Here is a 20,483-nt window from a genome sequence, read left to right as displayed (position 1 = left end):
TCAGGAGGTCGGGTAGACGAACGGCATGACCAGACCGATGAGGGCGAGCGCCTCACAGAAGGCGAAGCCGAGGATCTGGTTGGCGCGGATCAGGCCGGCGGCCTCGGGCTGGCGGGCCAGGGCCTGGGTGCCGTTGCCGAAGATGATGCCGACGCCGACGCCGGGGCCGATGGCGGCGAGGCCGTAGCCGATGGAGCCGAGGTTGCCCTTGATTTCGACGCCAGCGGCGAGGGTCTGCGCGAGAGCGGACATGCCGGTTCTTCCTTCTCTTTCATGGACCGGTGGGGGTTGGCCACCGGACGTCTGATGGTTTGGGGGTGGGGCCGGTCAGTGGTGCTCGGCGACGGCGCCCTGGAGGAAGCTGCAGGCCAGGAGCACGAAGACGTAGGCCTGGACAGCCTGGATGAAGAGCTCGAAGGCGGTCATCACGATGACCATCACGAACGAGACACCCGCGTAGGCGATGCCGATGCCGTTCAGCAGGTACCAGCTGGCGATCGTGAAGAGCAGCAGCAGCGTGTGACCGGCGAACATGTTCGCGAAGAGACGGACCGCGTGGGTGAAGGGGCGGACCAGGACGTTCGAGAAGAACTCGATCAGCATGACCAGCGGCAGGATCCCGCCGAGCGACTTGTCGTAGCCCGTCAGGTTCTTCAGGCCGCCGATGAAGCCGTGGCGCTTGAAGGTGACCGACATCCACATGACGTAGATGACGAGCGCGAGGCCGGCCGGGTAGGCGATGACGGAGGTCACCGGGAACTGGGCGACCGGGATGATCGACCAGAGGTTCATCATCCAGACGAAGAAGAACGTCGCGACCATGAAGGGGACGTACTTCTCGCCTTCCTTCTTGCCGAGGGTCTCGTAGACGATGCCGCGGCGGACGAAGTCGTAGCCGGCCTCGGCGACCATCTGCAGCTTTCCGGGAACCACCTTCGGCTTGCGGAAGGCCGCCCAGAAGAAGGCGAGGATGATGACGGACCCGAGCAGGGCCAGCAGCATCGTCTTGTTGAAGTAGACGCTGCTGTCCGCGTCGCCGAAGATCGGCTCGAACAGGAACGAGTGCAGGCCAGGAGCCGGGAAGCCACAGCCGTCGAAGATGTGGCAATCGGTCTCGAAGGCGAGCACCTGCGTCGGGTCAGCACTCACCGCGGGCTCCTTCAGCGTGGCGCATAGGTACGGCAACCTCGTTGTGTCGGCGCGGCGCAGGGCCGCGGGTCGGCACGGGACTGGTCTTACGGATGTGGGGGCGGCCGGCAGGCATTGAGCCTCGCGATTGAGCAGGCGTCAGCTCAGATGCCCGCGCCCGCGATGCCGCACACGGCACCGGACGATAGCAGCATCTCGAACGACCACTTATCCCGCCCCTACCCTTCACGACGAGGACCCCGTGTTTTCGGGCTTGTCACCCTTGTCGGCGTTCGGCTCGACGTAAAGGATCTTGGCCTTCATGTGGGCGCGGGTCTGCGCGGCGATCCAGACGAGCGTCGCGACGACCAGCGAGATGGCGAAGGCCTTGGGGTTGAAAAGCGTCGTGTCCCGGAACGCGGCGACGAAGACGAACAGCAGCAGGATCTGGGTCGTGTAGAGGGCCAGGCCCATCATCTGGAACAGATGCGGCCACGACCGGGCCGTGCGCTGCAGTACGACGAAGCCGACACCCATGAACGCGATCACCACCAGCGTGGCGACGAGCGCACCGATGGCCCCCTTGCCGCCCGCGACCACGCCGCTGACGATCGCGGCGACGACGCCGGCGGCAGCGGTGGGTACGGCGGTTTGCAGCAGGGATCGGACGTCATCAGACCGCATGGCGGGGTAGCTCCGCGTGGTGGTGGGGTACGGGACTCGTACGGGACGAGCGTAAAGCCCGGTCCGAGCAGAACGCTCGGGCCGAGGGACCGTCGCACTACGACCCTTCGGCACTGTCGCCGGGTTTAGTGAACGGTATCACAAACTATTTGATGAGAGCTTTACCTGCTCCGTGTGCTCACTGTCACACATGAGAGCTAACGCGCCCGTGTGTGCACGACGGGCGGCCGTTTCGTGTGGTAAAGGCGTTTCGATTCCGAATTGCGGGTGCGCCGTCAGCGCGCCGATCCGGCCTTACGCCGCTCGGGGAACCGCGAACGGGGGCCCACCGCTGTCGCGCCGTTGACGCCGGAGACGCCCACCGCGACCGGCCGGGCCGGCTCCGGCTCCCGCCCCGAGGCGTCCTGCGCGGCCGCCTCCGCGGCCCGCTCCGCGTGCCGGTAGCGCGGCGGCACCAGGAACTCCGCCCAGCGCGGGGCGCGCGGCGTGAAGCGCGGCAGGAGCAGCAGGACGAGGCCCACGGCGCTGAGCAGGGCGATCACGAAGACGATCCACATCGAGGCCGAGTGCACCGAGTACGCCACCGCGCTGAAGGCGAAGAGGCCCGACCAGAAGTACATGATCAGTACGGCGCGGCTGTGCGAGTGGCCCAGTTCCAGCAGCCGGTGGTGCAGGTGTCCGCGGTCCGCGGCGAACGGCGACTGGCCGTTCCAGGTGCGCCGCACGATGGCCAGGATCAGGTCCGTCATCGGGATCGCGATGATCGTCAGCGGCAGCAGCAGCGGGATGAAGACCGGCAGCATCGCGTGCGTCGCGTTGCGCTCACCGCCCGCGAAGAGCGCCATGGTGTCCGGGTCCACCTGCCCGGTGATCGAGATCGTGCCGGCGGCGAGGACCAGGCCGATCAGCATCGACCCGGAGTCGCCCATGAAGATGCGGGCCGGATGCATGTTGTGCGGCAGGAAGCCCAGGCACATGCCCATCAGGATCGCCGCGAACAGGGTCGCCGGCGCCGCCGCCTCGATGCCGTAGCCGAACCAGATCCGGTACCCGTACAGGAAGAACGCCGCGGCGGCGATGCACACCATGCCCGCGGCCAGGCCGTCGAGGCCGTCGACGAAGTTCACCGCGTTGATGGTGATCACCACCAGCGCGACCGTCAGCAGGTTGCCCTGCCACTGCGTGAGCGCGACCGTCCCGACACCCGGGACGGGGATCCACAGGATGGTCAGGCCCTGCATGACCATCACGCCCGCGGCGATCATCTGCGCGCCGAGCTTGATCAGGGCGTCGATCTCGAACTTGTCGTCGAGGACGCCGATCAGCCAGATCAGCGCCGCCCCGGAGAGCAGCGCCCGCGGCTCGTTCGACAGCTCGAAGACGCCGTTCAGGTTCGGCAGGTGGTCCGCGACCAGCAGGCCCGCGCACAGACCGCCGAACATCGCGATGCCGCCGAGCCTCGGCGTGGGTTCGCGGTGGACGTCGCGGGCGCGGATCTCGGGCATCGCCCCGGCCGCGATGGCGAACTTCCGAACGGGCCCGGTGAGCAGGTAGGTCACCGCGACCGTGACGCAAAGCGTCAGCAGATATTCACGCACGGGCTGCCCCAGATGTATCGCCGGCCATCTCAGCCCCACACATTAGCCGTGATGTACCCCCTGCCGAGGACGCGAGGGGTCCGGTCCGCGGTTGCGGCCGGCTCCGTCCGGCCGCGTTCACCGGCCGTACGGCGGGAAGCCCCGCACCAGGCCGGCCACCTCCGCGCGCACGCCCGCCGCCTCCCCGCGCAGCGCCTCGGCGAGCAGGCCGGCGATCCGCGCCATCTCCGGCTCGCCCATGCCCTGCGTGGTCACGGCGGCCGTGCCCAGCCGGATCCCGCGCTGGTCCCCGTACGGCAGGGCGCAGGTGTCCAGCACGATGCCCGCCGCGGCGAGCCGGCCCCGGGCCGCGGGGCCGTCGACGCCGAACGCGGCCGGGTCGGCGGTGATCAGGTGCGTGTCGGTGCCGCCGGTCGTGACGGCGAATCCGCGGTCCGCCAGCGCCTCCGCGAGCACCCGCGCGTTGGCCGCCACCCGATGGGCGTACGTGGTGAACGCCGGGCGGGCCGCCTCCCCGAAGGCGACGGCCTTCGCCGCGATGGTGTGCATCTGCGCGCCGCCCTGCGTGAACGGGAACACCGCCCGGTCGATCCGCTCGGCGAACTCGGCGCCGCACAGGAGCATCCCGCCGCGGGGGCCGCGCAGCACCTTGTGCGTGGTGGCGCAGACGATGTCGGCGTACGGGACCGGGCTCGGCGCGGCCCCGCCGGCCACCAGCCCGATGGGGTGGGCTGCGTCGGCGATGAAGTAGGCACCCACCTCGTCGGCGATCTCCCGGAACACCGAGTACTCGGGGTGCCGCGGGTAGGAGATGGAGCCGCAGACGATGGCCTTCGGCCGGCGGGTCCGCGCCAGCTGCTGCACCTGGTGGTAGTCGATCAGCCCGGTCTCGGCGTCGGTCCCGTAGCCGACGAAGTCGAACCAGCGGCCCGAGAAGTTGGCCGGAGAGCCGTGGGTGAGGTGTCCGCCGTAGGCCAGGCCCATCGCGAGGACGGTGTCCCCCGGCCGCAGCAGCGCCGCGTACGCGGCGAGCACGGCGGCGGAGCCGGAGTGCGGCTGGACGTTGGCGTGCTCGGCGCCGAACAGCGCCCGCGCCCGCTCGACGGCGGTCCGCTCGGCCAGGTCGGCGTACTCGCAGCCGCCGTGGTACCGGTTGCCCGGGTAGCCCTCGGCGTACTTGTTGGCGAGCGCCGAGCCGAGCGCGGCCAGCACGGCGGGCGAGGTGAAGTTCTCGGCGGCGACCAGCTGCAGCGTGGTGGCCTGCCGCTGCGCCTCCCCGGCGAGCACGTCGGCCATCTGCGGATCCTGCTGCCGCAGCAGGTCCGAGGGCGGGGTGATGACGCTCATGGCGCGACTCCAGTGGGATACCCGGGTACCGCCACTGTAGGCCCGCGGGGCCCGTCGCGCCCTGCGGGGCGCGGGCGGCTCAGCGCGGCGCGGCGACGCCCGTCAGCGCCGTCACGACCGGGTCGAGCGCCTGGTTGATCTCGTCGCCGATCGAGCGGAAGAAGGTGATCGGCGCACCGTACGGGTCGTGGACCTCGTCCGCGTCCGGAGAGGGGGCCAGCAGCCAGCCGCGCAGCGCCGCCGCCGCCCGGACGAGGGCCCGGGCGCGTTCGGCGACGCCGTCGTCGAGCGGGGGCAGGGTGGCCGGATCTATCGCCCGCACGAGGCGGGTGAACTCCTTCAGGGTGAAGGTGCGCAGGCCGGCGGAGTGCCCCATGGAGATGACCTGCGCCCGGTGGTCGCGGGTGGCGGTCAGGACGAGGTCGGCCCGGATGACGTGCTCGTCGAGGAGCTCGCGGCCCGTGAACCCGGTGGCGTCGGCGCCGAAGTCGGCGAGGACGGCGGCGGCGTTGGCCTCCATCGGGGCGCCTTCGTGGCCCCAGGTGCCGGCGCTCTCGACGATCAGACCGCTGGCCGGAACCTGCCCCAGGCGGTGCGCCAGCGCATGCCGGTTCAGCCGCTCGGTGATGGGCGAGCGGCACACGTTGCCGGTGCTGACGTGGAGGATGCGGAAGGTGTCCGGGCCCGCCGGCTCCCCCGCCGCGGGCCGCCCGGCGGCGGCCGCGGGGACGCCGCCGCCGGCTATGCCACGCCCCTGAGGGCTCACGGGGCCACCTCGAGGTCGGGTACGACCTCCCGCAGCTGCCCGGCGGACAGCGCGCCCTCGCGCAGCAGGACGGGAACCTTCCCGGTGACGTCGACGATCGACGACGGCTGGATGCCGGGCGTCGGGCCGCCGTCCAGGTAGACGGAGACGGAGTCGCCGAGCATCCGGCGGGCCGCGTCGCAGTCCTCCGGGGCCGGGTGGCCGCTCAGGTTCGCCGAGGACACCGCCATCGGGCCGACCTCGGTCAGCAGCTCGATCGCGACGGGGTGCAGCGGCATGCGCACGGCGACGGTGCCGCGGGTCTCCCCCAGGTCCCAGGCCAGCGACGGCTGGTGCTTGGCGACGAGGGTCAGCGCGCCCGGCCAGAAGGCGTCGACGAGCTCCCACGCCTGTTCGGAGAAGTCCGTGACGAGGCCGTGCAGGGTGTTCGGGGAGCCGATGAGGACCGGGGTGGGCATGCCGCGGCCGCGGCCCTTGGCCGTGAGGAGGTCGCCGACGGCCTCCGCGCTGAAGGCGTCGGCGCCGATGCCGTACAGCGTGTCCGTGGGCAGTACGACGAGCTCGCCGCGGCGCACGGCGGAGGCGGCTTCGCGCAGGCCCGTCCTGCGGTCCGTCGCGTCGTTGCAGTCGTATCGCCGGGCCATCAGCGGGCCTCCTCGTGCGGCGTGGCGGGGGCGGGTCGGGGGGCGCTCACGGCCGGGCCTTGCGGGCGGTGGCGAAGCGCGGGCGGTTGTTGAGGTCGGGGTGGTCGGCGGCGTCCGCCCAGCCCAGCTCCTCGGCGAAGATCCACGGGACCTGGCCGCCCTGGGTGTCGGCGTGCTCGACGACGACGATCCCGCCGGGCCGCAGCAGCCGGTGCGCGGTCCGCTCGATGCCGCGGATGGTGTCGAGGCCGTCCTCGCCGGAGAAGAGCGCCATCTCCGGGTCGTGGTCGCGGGCCTCGGGGGCGACGTACTCCCACTCGGTGAGCGGGATGTACGGCGGGTTGGAGATCACCAGGTCGACCTGCCCGTCGAGCTCCGGCAGGGCCTCCAGGGCGTCGCCCTGGTGGACGGTGACGCGGGAGCCCTCGGCGTTCTTGCGGGTCCAGCGCAGCGCGTCCTCGGACAGCTCCACCGCGTGCACGCGCGAGCGCGGCACCTCCTGGGCCATGGCGAGCGCGATCGCGCCGGAGCCGGTGCACAGGTCCACGATCAGCGGCTCGACGACGTCCATCGCCCGGACGGCCTGTATGGCCCAGTCGACGACCGACTCGGTCTCGGGCCGGGGCACGAACACCCCGGGTCCGACCTGGAGCTCCAGGTACCGGAAGAAGGCCCGCCCGGTGATGTGCTGGAGCGGCTCGCGCGCCTCGCGGCGGGCGACGGCCTCCCAGTAGCGGGCGTCGAAGTCCGCGTCCTTGACGTGGTGCAGTTCCCCCCGTTTGACGCCGTGGACGAAGGCCGCGAGCTCCTCCGCGTCGAAGCGCGGTGAGGGCACGCCTGCGGCGGCCAGCCGCTGGGTGGCCTGGGCCACCTCGGCAAGCAGCAAGTTCACGCTGGTCCTCCGGGCTGCTGTCGTACGGGGGGGGTGGCGGGGGACGGGTCAGTTGGAGTTCGCGGCGGCGAGCTTGGCCGCCGAGTCCGTGTCGACGCAGGCCTGGATGACCGCGTCGAGGTCGCCGTCGAGCACCTGGTCCAGGTTGTACGCCTTGAACCCGGTCCGGTGGTCCGAGATCCGGTTCTCCGGGTAGTTGTACGTCCGGATCTTCTCGGAGCGGTCCACGGTGCGGACCTGGCTGCGGCGGGCGTCCGCGGCCTCCTGCTCGGCGGCCTCCTGGGCGGCCGCCAGCAGGCGGGACCGCAGGATGCGCATGGCCTGCTCCTTGTTCTGGAGCTGGCTCTTCTCGTTCTGGCAGGAGGCGACCACACCGGTCGGGACGTGCGTGATGCGCACGGCCGAGTCGGTGGTGTTGACGGACTGGCCGCCGGGGCCGGACGAGCGGTACACGTCGATGCGCAGGTCGTTCGGGTTGATCTCGACCTCGACCTCCTCGGCCTCCGGGGTGACGAGCACGCCGGCGGCGGAGGTGTGGATGCGGCCCTGGGACTCGGTGGCCGGGACGCGCTGGACGCGGTGGACGCCGCCCTCGTACTTCAGCCGGGCCCACACGCCCTGGCCGGGCTCGGTGGCGCCGTTGCCGCCCTTGGTGCGGACGGAGACCTGCACGTCCTTGTAGCCGCCGAGCTCGGACTCGGTGGAGTCGATGATCTCGGTCTTCCAGCCGACCCGCTCGGCGTAGCGCAGGTACATGCGCAGCAGGTCGCCGGCGAACAGGGCGGACTCGTCGCCGCCGGCGCCCGCCTTGATCTCCAGAAGGACGTCCTTGTCGTCGCTGGGGTCGCGCGGGACCAGCAGCAGGCGCAGCTTCTCGGTGAGCTCCTCGCGCTGCGCGCCCAGCTCCTTGACCTCGGCGGCGAAGTCGGGGTCGTCGGCCGCGAACTCCTTCGCGGTGTCGATGTCCTCGCCGGTCTGCTTCCACGCCCGGTAGGTGGCGATGATCGGGGTCAGCTCCGCGTAGCGCTTGTTCAGCCTGCGCGCATTGGCCTGATCGGAGTGGACCGAAGGGTCGGCGAGCTTCTTCTCGAGGTCGGCATGCTCGCCGACCAGTTCCTCGACCGCCTCGAACATCGGGGGCTCCTGGGGTGAAAGTACGAAAACGGGCTGCGGGACGACAAAGGCGCCGGCCCGGCCGCCCCCGTTGGACGGGGTGCAGCCGGGGTCCGGCGCCGGGGGCTCGCTACTTCGAGCCGGCAGCCTTGCCGAAGCGGGCCTCGAAGCGGGCGACACGGCCACCGGTGTCGAGGATCTTCTGCTTGCCCGTGTAGAACGGGTGGCACTCGGAGCAGACCTCGGCACGGATGGTGCCCTCGGTCAGGGTGCTACGGGTGGTGAACGACGCGCCGCAGGTGCAGCTGACCTGGGTCTCGACGTACTCGGGGTGAACATCGCGCTTCAAGGTGTCTCCTAGTTTCGGGAGGGCGCCGGGTCGCAGGGGCGGAATTGCGCACTGCGTGAACCGGGGCCGACAGACCAGTCTGCCAGGACCGGGCTGCCTGTCAAAATTCCGGGAACGCCCCCCTCAACGAGCGGGGCGGCCGGCGTATTCCGCACCCCCGCGGAGCGGTCTACCGGACGATCTCGGCGGCCTTGCTCTTGTCGCCGGCGGAGGCGGCGGTGGCCTCGGCGGGGATCGGCTGCTCGGCGAGCAGGGCGTCCCAGACCGTCTTGGACTCCTTGGCGAGCGGGGCGACGCGGTTCGTGTCGTACGGGTCCGGGCCCACCGGCAGCGTGATCATCTGCATGTTCTGCGCGTCGATGCCCTGGAGGCTCTGCGCGAAGCCGAGCAGGGACTTCACGTCGCCGAGCGCCTTGTCCGTGGTCAGCGACTTGGTCCCGGTGTCGGCGAGATCCATCAGCCGCTTGGGGTTGTCGAAGATCCCGATGCCCTTGACCTGCTTGATCAGGGCCTTGATGAAGGCCTGCTGGAGCTGTATTCGGCCCAGGTCGCTGCCGTCGCCGACGCTTTTGCGGGTGCGGACCAGGCCGAGGGCCTGTTCTCCGTCCAGGTGGTTGGTGCCGGCGGGGAGGTCGAGGTGGCTGTCGGCGTCCTTGATGGGCTTGCTGGTGGTGATCTCGACGCCGCCGAGGGTGTCGATGATCCTCTTGAAGCCGGTGAAGTCGACCTCGATGTAGTGGTCCATGCGGATCCCGGACATCTTCTCGACGGTCTTGACGACGCAGGCCGCGCCGCCGATCGAGAAGGCCTCGTTGAACTGCTCGCGCTGCCGGCCGCGGTCGGTCTTGCCGTTCGCCAGGGTGCAGGGCGGCCGGTTGACCATGGTGTCGCGCGGGATCGACACGACGCTGGCCTTCTTGTGGCCCTCGTACAGGTGGACGATCATCGCCGTGTCGGAGCGGGCCGCGCCGCCGTCGTCGCGGCCGTACGCGGAGTTCGCGCCGCCGCGGGAGTCCGAGCCGAGGACGAGGATGTCCATCGAGCCGTTGTCGATGTTCTGCGGGCGGTCGGAGCCCAGCGCCTGGTCGATGTCGACGGTGTGGAGGTTCCCGTTCAGCTTGAACCAGAACCAGCCCAGGCCCGCTCCCCCCAGCAGGACCACGCCGGCTGCGGTCCACGCGGCGACGGCCAGGCCCCTGCGCCGCCCGGCCGGCTTCCGCCGCCGCGATCCGGCGCGGTGCCGCTTCGGGCCGCTGCTCTCCTCGCTCATGCTCTCCTCAGTCCTGGGGTGCGGTCGCGGCCGCCGCCCGGCCGCTGCGCGCCCCCTTGACACAGACGGAGCAGCGCTCCGCGGGGTTCCACGCTGCGGCGGGCCGGAATGCGCGAAGGCCGCGGATGTGGTGAAGGTCGCACGGCGGGCGTACCCCGCTGGGCCCCGGTGAACGCGGACCGCCCCCGCCGCGGAGTGCGGCGGGGGCGGTCCCGGTACGGCGCGGGTGCGGCCGTCAGTCGTCGTTCTTGCCCGCAGGGGTCGTCTTGGCGATCTGCATCAGGAACTCGGCGTTCGACTTCGTCTGCTTCATCTTGTCGAGCAGCAGCTCGATGGCCTGCTGCGAGTCGAGCGCGTGCAGCACCCGGCGCAGCTTCCAGACGATGGCGAGCTCCTCGCTGTTGAGGAGGATCTCCTCCTTGCGGGTGCCCGACGGGTCGACGTCGACGGCGGGGAAGATCCGCTTGTCGGCGAGCTTCCGGTCGAGCTTGAGCTCCATGTTGCCGGTGCCCTTGAACTCCTCGAAGATCACCTCGTCCATGCGCGAGCCGGTGTCGACCAGCGCGGTGGCCAGGATGGTCAGCGAGCCGCCGTCCTCGATGTTGCGCGCGGCACCGAAGAAGCGCTTCGGCGGGTACAGCGCGGTCGAGTCGACACCACCGGACAGGATGCGGCCGGAGGCGGGCGCCGCGAGGTTGTACGCGCGGCCCAGGCGGGTGATGGAGTCCAGCAGGACGACCACGTCGTGGCCCAGCTCGACGAGGCGCTTGGCGCGCTCGATGGCCAGCTCGGCGACGGTGGTGTGGTCCTCGGCCGGGCGGTCGAAGGTCGAGGAGATGACCTCGCCCTTGACCGACCGCTGCATGTCGGTGACCTCTTCCGGACGCTCGTCGACGAGGACGACCATCAGGTGGCACTCGGGGTTGTTCGTGGTGATCGCGTTGGCGATCGCCTGCATGATCATGGTCTTGCCGGTCTTCGGCGGGGCCACGATCAGGCCTCGCTGGCCCTTGCCGATCGGCGACACCAGGTCGATGATGCGCGTCGTCAGCACGCCCGGGTCGGTCTCCAGGCGGAGCCGGTCCTGCGGGTAGAGCGGGGTCAGCTTCTGGAACTCCGGTCGGCCGCGGCCCGATTCGGGCGCCATGCCGTTGACGGAGTCCAGGCGCACCAGCGCGTTGAACTTCTCGCGGCGCTCGCCGTCCTTGGGCTGGCGGACGGCGCCGGTGACGTGGTCGCCCTTGCGCAGGCCGGCCTTGCGGACCTGGGCGAGGGAGACGTACACGTCGTTCGGGCCGGGCAGGTAGCCCGAGGTCCGGATGAACGCGTAGTTGTCGAGGATGTCGAGGATGCCGGCGACGGGGATCAGGACGTCGTCGTCGGCGACCTGCGGCTCGCCCGGCGCGAAGTCGTCGCGGCCGCGGCGGCCCCGGCGGTCGCGGTAGCGGCCGCGGCGGCCCCGGCGGCCGCCCTCGTCGTCGAAGTCGTCCTGCGGTCCGTTGTCCTGCCGGCCCTGCTGGCCCTGCTGGCCCTGGCCGCGGCCGCCCTGCTGGCGGTCGCGGTCGCGGTCGCGGTCACCGCGGCCGCCGCCCTGGCCCTGGCCCTGGCCCTGTCCGCCCTGGCCCTGGTCGTCGCCCTTGGCGCCGCGCTCGCGGCGGTCGCGCTGGCGGTCGCCGCGCTCACGGCGGTCGCGGCGGCCGCGGCCCTCGCCCTCCTGGGCGGGGGCGGACACCGCGGTGGCGGCCTCGGCCTTGGTCTCGGCCGGCGCTGCGGCGGCCGTCTCGGTCTTCGCCTCGACGACGACGGTGGCCGCGGGAGCCGCGGCCTCCGGGCTGCCGGAGGGCGCCGTGGCACGGCGGCGGCGGCGCTCGCCGGCAGGAGCCTCGTCCGCCGCGCGCTCGGCCTCGCCCGTGCGGGCGCCGCCGGCCGGCTGGCCGGGGATCTCGATCTGCGCCGCGGCGGCGGGCTTCTCGGCCGGCGCCTCGGCGGGGGCCTCGCCCGTACGGGCCTTGCTGGTGGCGCGGCGCTTCGGCTTGGCCTCGGCGGCGGGAGCCGCGGCCTTGGCGGCACCGCCGCCGGCCTGCGCCTCCTTGATGACCTCGATCAGCTGGCTCTTGCGCATCCGCGCGGTGCCCCTGATCCCGAGGCCCGACGCGACCTGCTGGAGCTCGGCCAGGACCATGCCCTCGAGGCCGGTGCCGGAGCGGCGTCGCCGGCCGGCTGTGCTCGTCGCGGCGGCCGCGGCGGGGGCGCTGGTGTCGACGTTGGTGTCGGCAGCGCCCATCAGATCGGTGGTGTCGCTCACGAAGGGTCCTTCCCTGGAGCGGACGTCGGCCTGTCTGGCTCGGCGACCGGTTGTGCTGTCCGACAGCAGTCCTACGTGTGTGGACCGTGCCGGGGCGGTGGTCCGCCGGTAGATGTACGGCGGAGAGAAACGTGCTTGGGTGGTTCCGGCGAGAGGCCCCCGAGCTGGACGCGTGGGAATTTCACGCCGATTCCGGAGCGTGCTCGAAACTGCTGGCGGCGATCAAAGCAGTCGGGGAGGCTCCCGGAAGAAAGGTGGTCCCGGATGGGGACACTGAGCGCCTGGCCATGACGGCTTCGGCTGCGCACTTGAGACTAACACTACCGGATCCAACAGATATTCCCCCTCTCAATCACCGGCAATCGCGCTTTCCGCGCGGGCGGCCTGCCCAGGCCGCCCGCCCCCGGCGGCTGCACCGGGGCGGTCAGCCGCCCTGGGCCGCCAGCGGGAGTACGCTCGCGCCCGCGGAGTCGAGGGCCAGCCGGTTGGCCGCCCACCCCTCGCCCGCGAGCTGCGCGACCTTGTCGGCCGCGTCGTTGTCGGCCAGCGCGAGGACCGTGGGGCCCGCGCCGGAGATGACCGCGGGGATGCCGTCCGCGCGCAGTCGGTTGACGAGTGCCACGCTCTCGGGCATCGCCGGGGACCGGTACTCCTGGTGGAGGCGGTCTTCGGTGGCCGGCAGCAGCAACTCGGGACGCCTGGTCAGGGCTTCGACGAGCAGGGCCGCGCGGCCGGCGTTGGCAGCGGCGTCCACGTGGGGGACGGTGCGCGGCAGCAGGCCGCGCGCGGTCTCCGTCAGGACGGGCTTGGAGGGGACGAAGACCACCGGAACGATGGAACGCGCGGGCTCCATGCGGATCGCCCGGGCGCTGCCGCCGTCGGTCCAGGCGAGGGTGAAGCCGCCGAGCAGGCAGGCGGCGACGTTGTCGGGGTGGCCCTCGATCTCGGTGGCCAGTTCCAGCAGGGCCGCGTCGTCGAGGCGGGCCTCGCCGCCTATGGTGACGGCGCGGGCGGCGACGATGCCGGCGCAGATGGCGGCGGAGGAGGAGCCGAGGCCGCGGCCGTGCGGGATGCGGTTGGCGCAGACCACCTCGAGGCCGCGCGGCTGTCCGCCGAGCAGGTCGAACGCGGTGCGCATGGAGCGTACGAGCAGGTGGTTCTCGTCCCGCGGGAGGGTGTCGGCGCCCTCACCCGCGATGTCGATGCCCAGGCCGGAGTCGGCCACCCGGACGACCACGTCGTCGTAGAGCCCCAGGGCCAGGCCGAGGCTGTCGAAGCCGGGGCCGAGGTTGGCACTGCTGGCGGGGACGCGCACCCGTACGGCGGCGGCGCGGAACGCTGGACCGGCCATCGTCCGATGACACTCCTTGTGGCTGTGCGAGAACTTCGCTGTGAATGTACTGGAGAACGTACGACACCCGAAGGCCCTCTGGGCAGCACCGCGGTCATGTGCGCGGTGGCGGATGTCGGTACAGCGTATCGAAGGAAGGTTCTCCCGCGACATAGGGCGCACGGGAGGCGCACGACGCGTGTCGCGCCCCGGACCGGCGGGCCGCGGGTTTTCGTGCCGTACGGCCCGAGTTGCCGGATTCGACGGCCGGGGCCGGGGCCGCCGCGGCGGGTGCGCGGCGTTTCGGCGGGGCGGGAATCCGGCAACTCGGGGCCGGGCGGGGCCGTTTTGGCCTCACCCGGCCCCGGACCGGGCGGTGCCGGTCCGGGGGCGGCGCGTCAGACCAGTCCGAGGCGGGCGGCCGCGGCCTCGGCGTCCACCGGGACGGTGACGGGCTGCGGGGCGCCGGCCACCGCCCAGTCGGGGTCCTTCAGGCCGTTGCCGGTGACGGTGCACACGATCTTCTGGCCGGGGTCGACCAGCCCCGCCTCGGCGGCCTTGAGCAGGCCCGCGACGGACGCGGCGGAGGCCGGCTCGACGAAGACGCCCTCCTGCGAGGCCAACAGCCGGTACGCGGCGAGGATGTGGCGGTCCGTCACCTCGTCGATGAAGCCGCCCGACTCGTCGCGCGCGGCCAGCGCGTACTCCCAGGAGGCCGGGTTGCCGATGCGGATGGCGGTGGCGATGGTGTGCGGCTCCTTGACGACCTCGCCGCGCACGATGGGCGCGGACCCGGAGGCCTGGAAACCCCACACGCGGGGCGTACGGGAGGCCAGGCCGTCGGCCTTGTACTCCTTGAAGCCCTTCCAGTACGCCGTGATGTTGCCGGCGTTGCCGACGGGCAGCACGTGGATGTCGGGGGCGTCGCCGAGCGCGTCGACGATCTCGAACGCGGCCGTCTTCTGGCCCTCGATGCGCACAGGGTTGACGGAATTGACCAGCGCCACCGGGTAGTTGTCGGACAGCGCGCGGGCGAGGTCGAGGCAGTCGTCGAAGTTGCCGTCCACCTGGAGGATCTTGGCGCCGTGCACGAGGGCCTGGCCCATCTTGCCGAGCGCGATCTTGCCTCGGGGGACGAGCACGGCGGAGACCATGCCGGCGCGCACCGCGTACGCGGCGGCGGAGGCGGAGGTGTTGCCGGTGGAGGCGCAGATGACCGCCCGGGCGCCCTCCTCCTTGGCCTTGGTGATGGCCATGGTCATGCCGCGGTCCTTGAACGACCCGGTCGGGTTCGCACCCTCGACCTTGAGGTGCACCTCGCAGCCGGTGCGCTCGGAGAGCACCTGCGCGGGGACGAGGGGAGTGCCGCCCTCGCGGAGCGTGACCACCGGCGTCGCGTCCGTCACCGGCAGGCGGTCCCGGTACTCCTCGATGATGCCGCGCCACTGGTGGGTGCGATTGCTGCTCATGGGTCCTTACTCCCCTTCAACACGCATGATGCTGGCGACACCGCGGACGGTGTCCAGCTTCCGCAGGGCCTCGACGGTCCCGGAGAGGGAGGCGTCGGGCGCGCGGTGGGTGACGACGACGAGGGAGGCCTCGCCGTCCTTTCCCTGCTGCCGGACCGTGTCGATCGACACGCCGTGCTCCGCGAAGCACGTGGCCACCTGGGCGAGGACACCCGGCTTGTCGGCCACATCGAGGCTGATGTGGTACCGGGTGACGACGTCGCCCATGGGGCTGACCGGCAGCTGGGTGTAGGCCGACTCGCCGGGCCCCGTTGCCTCGGCGAGCTTGTTCCGGCAGACGGCGACGAGGTCGCCGAGGACCGCGGAGGCGGTCGGTGCGCCGCCCGCGCCGGGCCCGTAGAACATCAGCCGCCCGGCGGCCTCCGCCTCGACGAAGACGGCGTTGTACGCCTCGCGGACGGAGGCGAGCGGGTGGCTGAGCGGGATCATCGCGGGGTGGACGCGCGCGGTGACGGACTCGCCGTCGGCGGCGCGCTCCAGGATCGCGAGGAGCTTGATGGTGCAGCCCATGCGCTTGGCGGAGGCGAAGTCGGCGGCGCTGACCTCGGTCATGCCCTCGCGGTAGACGTCGTCGAGGTGGACGCGGGTGTGGAAGGCGATGCCGGCGAGGATGGCGGCCTTGGCGGCGGCGTCGTAGCCCTCGACGTCGGCGGTGGGGTCGGCTTCGGCGTAGCCGAGGGCGGTCGCCTCGTCGAGCGCCTCCTGGTAGCCGGCGCCGGTGGTGTCCATCTTGTCGAGGATGAAGTTCGTCGTGCCGTTGACGATGCCCATCACCCTGTTGATCTTGTCGCCGGCGAGGGACTCGCGCAGCGGGCGGATCAGCGGGATGGCGCCGGCGACGGCAGCCTCGTAGTAGAGGTCGAGCCCGGCCTTGCCGGCGGCCGCGTGCAGGGCGGCGCCGTCCTGCGCGAGGAGCGCCTTGTTCGCGGAGACGACGGAGATGCCGTGCTCGAACGCGGTGGTGATCAGGGTGCGGGCCGGCTCGATGCCGCCGATGACCTCGATGGCGACGTCGATGTCGCCCCGTTTGAGCAGGGCGGTGGCGTCGGTGGTGATCAGCGCGGGGTCGATGCCCTCGCGGACCTTGGAGGGGCGGCGGACGGCCACGCCCGCGAGCTCGACGGGGGCGCCGATCCTCGCCGTGAGGTCGTCGGCGTGCGTCGTCATGATGCGCGCCACCTCTGAGCCGACCACACCACAGCCCAGCAGCGCCACCTTCAGCGGACGCGTACGCATCATTCGACCTACGCCTTTCGATCTTCCCTCGGTACCCGGCGCGCGGAATTGCGCGTCAAGTCTGGACCAGTCTCACGCAATGGACACAAGTTTCCACCTTCGGTCCATTACGTGAGACATCTATTTCATCATCCGACGTCGAGGCGCAGGAGATCTTCCTCCGTCTCGCGCCGGACGATCACCCGGGCCGCCCCGTCGCGCACGGCGACGACGGGCGGGCGGAGCGCGTGGTTGTAGTTGCTGGCCATGGAGCGGCAGTACGCGCCGGTCGCGGGCACGGCGACGAGGTCGCCGGGGGCCACGTCGGCCGGCAGGTAGGCGTCCTTGACGACGATGTCGCCGCTCTCGCAGTGCTTGCCGACGACGCGCACGAGGACCGGCTCGGCGTCTGAGGTCCGCGAGACGAGCGCGATGGAGTATTCGGCGTCGTAGAGCGCGGTGCGGATGTTGTCGGACATGCCGCCGTCGACCGACACGTACGTGCGCAGCCCGGGCAGCGGCTTGACGGTGCCGACCTCGTAGAGGGTGAAGGCGGTCGGGCCGACGATGGCCCGGCCCGGCTCGACGGAGATGCGCGGCGCGCGCAGCCCGGCGGCCTCGCACTCGCGGGCGACGATCTCGTGGAGCGCCTTGGCGATCTCGTGGGGCTCGCGCGGGTCGTCGGCGGAGGTGTAGGCGATGCCGAGGCCGCCGCCGAGGTCGATCTCGGGGAGTTCGACGCCGTGCTCGTCGCGTACGGCGGCCAGCAGCTGCACGACGCGGCGGGCGGAGACCTCGAAGCCGGCCATGTCGAAGATCTGCGAGCCGATGTGGGAGTGGACGCCGAGGAGCTCCAGGCTGTCGTGGCCGAGGGCGCGGCGCACGGCCTCGGCGGCGGACCCGTCGGCGACGGCGATGCCGAACTTCTGGTCCTCGTGCGCGGTGGCGATGAACTCGTGGGTGTGCGCCTCGACGCCGACGGTGACGCGGATCTGCACGGGCTGGCGGACGCCGTGCTCGCGGGCGGTGTGGGCGACGCGGGCGATCTCCTGGAAGGAGTCGAGGACGATGCGGCCGACGCCGGCCTCGACGGCGCGGGTGATCTCGGCGGCGGACTTGTTGTTGCCGTGGAAGGCGATGCGCTCGGCGGGCATGCCGGCGGCGAGGGCGGTGGCGAGCTCGCCGCCGGAGCACACGTCGAGGTTGAGCCCCTCCTCCTTCAGCCAGCGGACGACGGCCTTGGAGAGGAAGGCCTTGCCGGCGTAGAAGACGTCGGCGTCGGGGCCGAAGGCGTGGGCCCAGGCGCGGCAGCGGGCCCGGAAGTCCTCCTCGTCGAGGAAGTAGGCGGGCGTGCCGAACTCCTCGGCGAGGCGGGTGACCTCGATGCCGCCGACGGAGACGGTGCCGTCGTCGCCGCGCCGGACGGTCCGGGACCAGACCTTCTCGTCGAGGGCGTTGAGGTCGGCGGGCGGCGGGGAGTAGTGGCCCTCGGGCAGGACGTCGGCGTGGCGGGGCCCGGCGGGGTGCGCGGAACGGCTCATCGGTGTCTCTCTTCGCGGATCACAGGCAGTCGGGGGCGTCGATGCCGAGCAGGGCCAGGCCGCCGGCCAGCACCGCCCCGGCGGCTTCGGCAAGGGCCAGCCGGGCGCGGTGGGCGGCCGAGGGTTTCTCGTCCCCGAGGGGCAGCACGCCGTACTGGAAGGCGAGCAGGGCGTCGGCAAGCTCGACGAGGTGCCGGGCGAGCCGCTCGGGCGCACGGTGGTGCGCGGCGGCCTCCAGGGCGAGGGGGTGATCGCGCAGAACCCGCAGCAGGGCGTCGGTATCGGCGTCGGCGCCGACCGGGCCCGCCTCGGGCGCGAACCCGAGCAGGGCGGCGTTGCGCACCAGCGCACGGGCCCGGTCGTGGCCGTACCGGACGCGGAAGAACTCACTGGTCTCGTCCTGCCGCAGCAGCCACGGCCCGAAGGCGGGCGTCTCGTGTGCGGGCACGCGCAGCACGGCCCACAGGGCGGCGTCGGTCCCGTACGCACCGACGGTGTCCCCGTCCTTCCGCGCAACGGGCGCGACGTCGAACGGAGCACCGTCCAAGGCGCCGCCCTGCGCGAGCCGGATCCGCCGCACGGCGGCCCGGACGGCTGACTCCCGCAGCTCGCCGGCGGGCAGCGGGACTCCGGCGGCGACATCGGCATACCGCCGGCCCCGTCCGGCCGCGTCGACAACAACCCCGGCGACGGCCGACTCGCCCAGGACGAAATTCAGGAACCCCGCGCCGGTGACCTCGACACGCTCGATCCCGGCCTCGAGCCCGAGCCGCGCGGCCAGCACCCGGGCCACGTCAACGGGCGAGGCTCCACCGGCACCCCTGGCGACCTGGAAGGCGACGGGCGTGGCGTACTCCCCCACCCCGCCGGGCCGGGTCCGCTCGACGACGACCCGCTCGGGCACGGCGGCCCCCTCGGGCAGCTCCCCGTCCGCGACGGCGCAGCGCACGGCGCGCACGACGGTGCGGGTGAGGTCGGCGGGGGTCACGGGAACCAGCCTAGGCCAGAATTCCCGCCCCACCGCGACCGATTCCGCGATGTGAAATGACCGGGCGGCGACCGTCCGGTATCAGCCCCGCTGCCCGGCCCCGGCGCCCCTGCGCTCCCGGGGGCCGCGCCGCTCGACGAGCCGGCGCACGACCTGCACCAGCTCGGCGGGCTCGAAGGGCTTCGCGACGAACGCGTCGACCCCGGCCTCGATACCGGACTCCACCTCGTACTGGGTGCAGGCGCTGACGATGGCGACGGGCAGGTCCCGCGTCCGCGGGTCGGCCTTGAGCCGCGCGGCGGCCCCGAACCCGTCCAGCCGCGGCATGACCACATCAAGGGTGATCACATCGGGCGCCACCTCGTGCACGACGTCCAGGCACTCGGCACCATCGCTCGCGGTCACGACCTCGAAGCCCTCCAGCTCGAGATTGACCTTGATCAGCTGCCGGATGACCTTGTTGTCGTCGACGACAAGGACCCGGCCCGAGGCGCCTGGCACAACTCGAGAGTAGGTCGGCTGCGGCCCCCGCGTCCGGGTTTTCGCCACTTCCACCCCGTCCGGGCGACCCGCTCCCCCGTCCCCCGGAAACGGTTTCTGATCACCCCGCGGAAGCTGGTAGTGTTCAACCCGTCGCCGCACAGCGAACGACACGCCCCCGTAGCTCAGGGGATAGAGCAACGGCCTCCGGAGCCGTGTGCGCAGGTTCGAATCCTGCCGGGGGCACTTCGCAGGAAGTGCCCAAAGACCCCGCCATCAGCGGCAACGCTGAAGCCGGGGTCTTCGCGTATGTGTAGGCATGTGCGGCCCGGAGCGGCCGTATGTCGCGGTCCGTGGACGAGGCGTGGACGGACTCTTGGACGGCCTCGAGGGCGGGAAGACTGACGACCCGCCGCCGACGGACAAATGATCGGGCGAGGTCGGGGATCTCGTGGACGTGACCACGCTTGCAGTTGCGCTCGTCGGCGTCGGAGGAACCCTGAGTGGGCATTGCTCTGCTAGCGCGTCACCTGCGAGCAGAACCAGCGCGCCGATCGCGAACGGGCAGAGGACCGCCACGACCGAGCGCAGGAAGTCGGGCGGGATCTCTATGCCCATTTGGATACCACGGCTCGCGCTCACCGGGTCGCCGCCCGAGACGCAGGCCCAAGGGTTGTCCCGTGAATGGGAACTCGGTCTGGCCGCGCTCCCGGCGGTGCGGGATGACCAGGCCGGTGCCCGGGTAGCCTCCGTCGGCGATCGTGAGGGTCTTGCCGACGGCGGCCTTGGCGCCGGACTCCTCCCATGCCTTGCAGTCGTTGCGGTTCCCGGCAAGCGGTCGGCCGACCACGACGACCAGGCAGGTGTCGGCGTCGATGACGACCTGGTGGTTGGTGGAGTAGCGGTAGTTCTTCGACCGCTGGGTGATTGAGTGGTCGCGTGTGGGTACCAGGGTGCCGTCCACGATGAGCACCGTGTCTTTGGCGAACCGCTTGCGCGGCTGGAACGCGAGCATTGGCCCGAGGTGGTCAATGATCCGGTCCGCCGCCGACTTGGACACCCCGAACAGCTGGCCGAGCTGCCGCATCGTCAGGTTCGTGCACCAGTACGCCGCCGCCAGTGGCGCCCGGTCCTCCAGCTGAAGGCTCCACGGCCGGCCCTTGCGGACCGCGCCCTCGCCCTCGCGTCGTAGGACGGTCACGAGCTTGCCGAAGTTGCGCGGGTTCAGCCCGGCGAACCGAAGTATCCAAGACGGCTCCGACGCCGTGATCACACCAGCCACCGCCGGTTCATCTCAGTTGCAT

At 71.8% G+C, this 20,483-nt stretch carries 18 protein-coding genes, 1 tRNA gene and 1 pseudogene; 1 reads left to right on the top strand and 19 read right to left on the bottom strand.

Annotated elements, in window-relative coordinates; all coding sequences use genetic code 11:
- The 18 genes from EF903_RS02250 to EF903_RS02165 all read right to left on the bottom strand — a co-directional run bounded on the left by EF903_RS02250 (position 1) and on the right by EF903_RS02165 (position 19,248).
- Complete coding sequence (locus EF903_RS02250) at positions 1 to 252, bottom strand: ATP synthase subunit C (protein ID WP_018535366.1); 252 nt, start codon at positions 250 to 252, stop codon at positions 1 to 3.
- 75 nt (positions 253 to 327) lie between these two features.
- A complete protein-coding gene (atpB, locus tag EF903_RS02245) occupies positions 328 to 1,164 on the bottom strand; it encodes a F0F1 ATP synthase subunit A (RefSeq protein ID WP_162793326.1) in 837 nt (278 codons plus the stop codon).
- A gap of 210 nt (positions 1,165 to 1,374) precedes the next feature.
- Positions 1,375 to 1,812: a hypothetical protein gene (locus tag EF903_RS02240; RefSeq protein WP_125540887.1), complete on the bottom strand. Its 438-nt coding sequence runs from the start codon at positions 1,810 to 1,812 to the stop codon at positions 1,375 to 1,377.
- Positions 1,813 to 2,087: 275 nt separating this feature from the next.
- Positions 2,088 to 3,422 (bottom strand): MraY family glycosyltransferase, encoded by a 1,335-nt coding sequence (locus tag EF903_RS02235; protein ID WP_185902495.1) that lies wholly within the window; start codon positions 3,420 to 3,422, stop codon positions 2,088 to 2,090.
- Between the two features lie 105 nt (positions 3,423 to 3,527).
- Complete coding sequence (glyA, locus tag EF903_RS02230) at positions 3,528 to 4,757, bottom strand: serine hydroxymethyltransferase (RefSeq protein ID WP_125540885.1); 1,230 nt, start codon at positions 4,755 to 4,757, stop codon at positions 3,528 to 3,530.
- A 79-nt stretch (positions 4,758 to 4,836) separates the two neighbouring features.
- Complete coding sequence (locus tag EF903_RS02225; protein WP_390335492.1) at positions 4,837 to 5,523, bottom strand: protein-tyrosine-phosphatase; 687 nt, start codon at positions 5,521 to 5,523, stop codon at positions 4,837 to 4,839.
- The gene (locus EF903_RS02220) at positions 5,520 to 6,167 is read right to left on the bottom strand and encodes an L-threonylcarbamoyladenylate synthase (RefSeq protein ID WP_125540884.1); all 648 of its coding nucleotides are present in this window, start codon (positions 6,165 to 6,167) and stop codon (positions 5,520 to 5,522) included. Before EF903_RS02220 ends, EF903_RS02225 begins: the two co-directional genes overlap by 4 nt.
- Before the next feature lie 46 nt (positions 6,168 to 6,213).
- Complete coding sequence (gene prmC / locus EF903_RS02215) at positions 6,214 to 7,059, bottom strand: peptide chain release factor N(5)-glutamine methyltransferase (RefSeq protein WP_125540883.1); 846 nt, start codon at positions 7,057 to 7,059, stop codon at positions 6,214 to 6,216.
- Between the two features lie 48 nt (positions 7,060 to 7,107).
- A complete protein-coding gene (gene prfA / locus EF903_RS02210) occupies positions 7,108 to 8,193 on the bottom strand; it encodes a peptide chain release factor 1 (RefSeq protein WP_125540882.1) in 1,086 nt (361 codons plus the stop codon).
- A 109-nt stretch (positions 8,194 to 8,302) separates the two neighbouring features.
- Positions 8,303 to 8,521 carry a 50S ribosomal protein L31 gene (gene rpmE, locus EF903_RS02205; RefSeq protein ID WP_030153765.1) on the bottom strand — a complete coding sequence of 73 codons (219 nt, stop codon included), beginning with the start codon at positions 8,519 to 8,521 and terminating at the stop codon, positions 8,303 to 8,305.
- A gap of 169 nt (positions 8,522 to 8,690) precedes the next feature.
- Positions 8,691 to 9,791 carry an LCP family protein gene (locus EF903_RS02200; RefSeq protein ID WP_125540881.1) on the bottom strand — a complete coding sequence of 367 codons (1,101 nt, stop codon included), beginning with the start codon at positions 9,789 to 9,791 and terminating at the stop codon, positions 8,691 to 8,693.
- A gap of 235 nt (positions 9,792 to 10,026) precedes the next feature.
- Complete coding sequence (rho, locus tag EF903_RS02195) at positions 10,027 to 12,096, bottom strand: transcription termination factor Rho (protein ID WP_125540880.1); 2,070 nt, start codon at positions 12,094 to 12,096, stop codon at positions 10,027 to 10,029.
- A 424-nt stretch (positions 12,097 to 12,520) separates the two neighbouring features.
- Complete coding sequence (gene thrB, locus EF903_RS02190) at positions 12,521 to 13,447, bottom strand: homoserine kinase (RefSeq protein ID WP_125540879.1); 927 nt, start codon at positions 13,445 to 13,447, stop codon at positions 12,521 to 12,523.
- A gap of 377 nt (positions 13,448 to 13,824) precedes the next feature.
- Positions 13,825 to 14,895: a threonine synthase gene (gene thrC / locus EF903_RS02185; protein WP_125540878.1), complete on the bottom strand. Its 1,071-nt coding sequence runs from the start codon at positions 14,893 to 14,895 to the stop codon at positions 13,825 to 13,827.
- Positions 14,896 to 14,901: 6 nt separating this feature from the next.
- A complete protein-coding gene (locus tag EF903_RS02180; protein WP_125540877.1) occupies positions 14,902 to 16,194 on the bottom strand; it encodes a homoserine dehydrogenase in 1,293 nt (430 codons plus the stop codon).
- A gap of 125 nt (positions 16,195 to 16,319) precedes the next feature.
- The gene (gene lysA / locus EF903_RS02175; RefSeq protein ID WP_125540876.1) at positions 16,320 to 17,711 is read right to left on the bottom strand and encodes a diaminopimelate decarboxylase; all 1,392 of its coding nucleotides are present in this window, start codon (positions 17,709 to 17,711) and stop codon (positions 16,320 to 16,322) included.
- A gap of 19 nt (positions 17,712 to 17,730) precedes the next feature.
- A complete protein-coding gene (gene nrtL, locus EF903_RS02170; RefSeq protein WP_125540875.1) occupies positions 17,731 to 18,699 on the bottom strand; it encodes an ArgS-related anticodon-binding protein NrtL in 969 nt (322 codons plus the stop codon).
- Between the two features lie 81 nt (positions 18,700 to 18,780).
- The gene (locus EF903_RS02165; RefSeq protein WP_125540874.1) at positions 18,781 to 19,248 is read right to left on the bottom strand and encodes a response regulator; all 468 of its coding nucleotides are present in this window, start codon (positions 19,246 to 19,248) and stop codon (positions 18,781 to 18,783) included.
- A gap of 105 nt (positions 19,249 to 19,353) precedes the next feature.
- Here EF903_RS02165 and EF903_RS02160 point away from each other — a divergent pair.
- Positions 19,354 to 19,425 (top strand) — tRNA-Arg (locus tag EF903_RS02160).
- A 439-nt stretch (positions 19,426 to 19,864) separates the two neighbouring features.
- On the opposite strand, the pseudogene EF903_RS02155 reads toward EF903_RS02160, so the two are convergent.
- A pseudogene (locus tag EF903_RS02155) lies at positions 19,865 to 20,461 on the bottom strand (transposase); the annotation flags it as partial.
- Between the last annotated feature and the right edge of the window lie 22 nt (positions 20,462 to 20,483).

The organism is Streptomyces sp. WAC05292, assembly GCF_003949955.1.
In the GTDB taxonomy this organism is placed as follows: Bacteria; Actinomycetota; Actinomycetes; order Streptomycetales; family Streptomycetaceae; genus Streptomyces; species Streptomyces globosus.
This window is presented reverse-complemented; position numbering and strand designations above follow the sequence as displayed.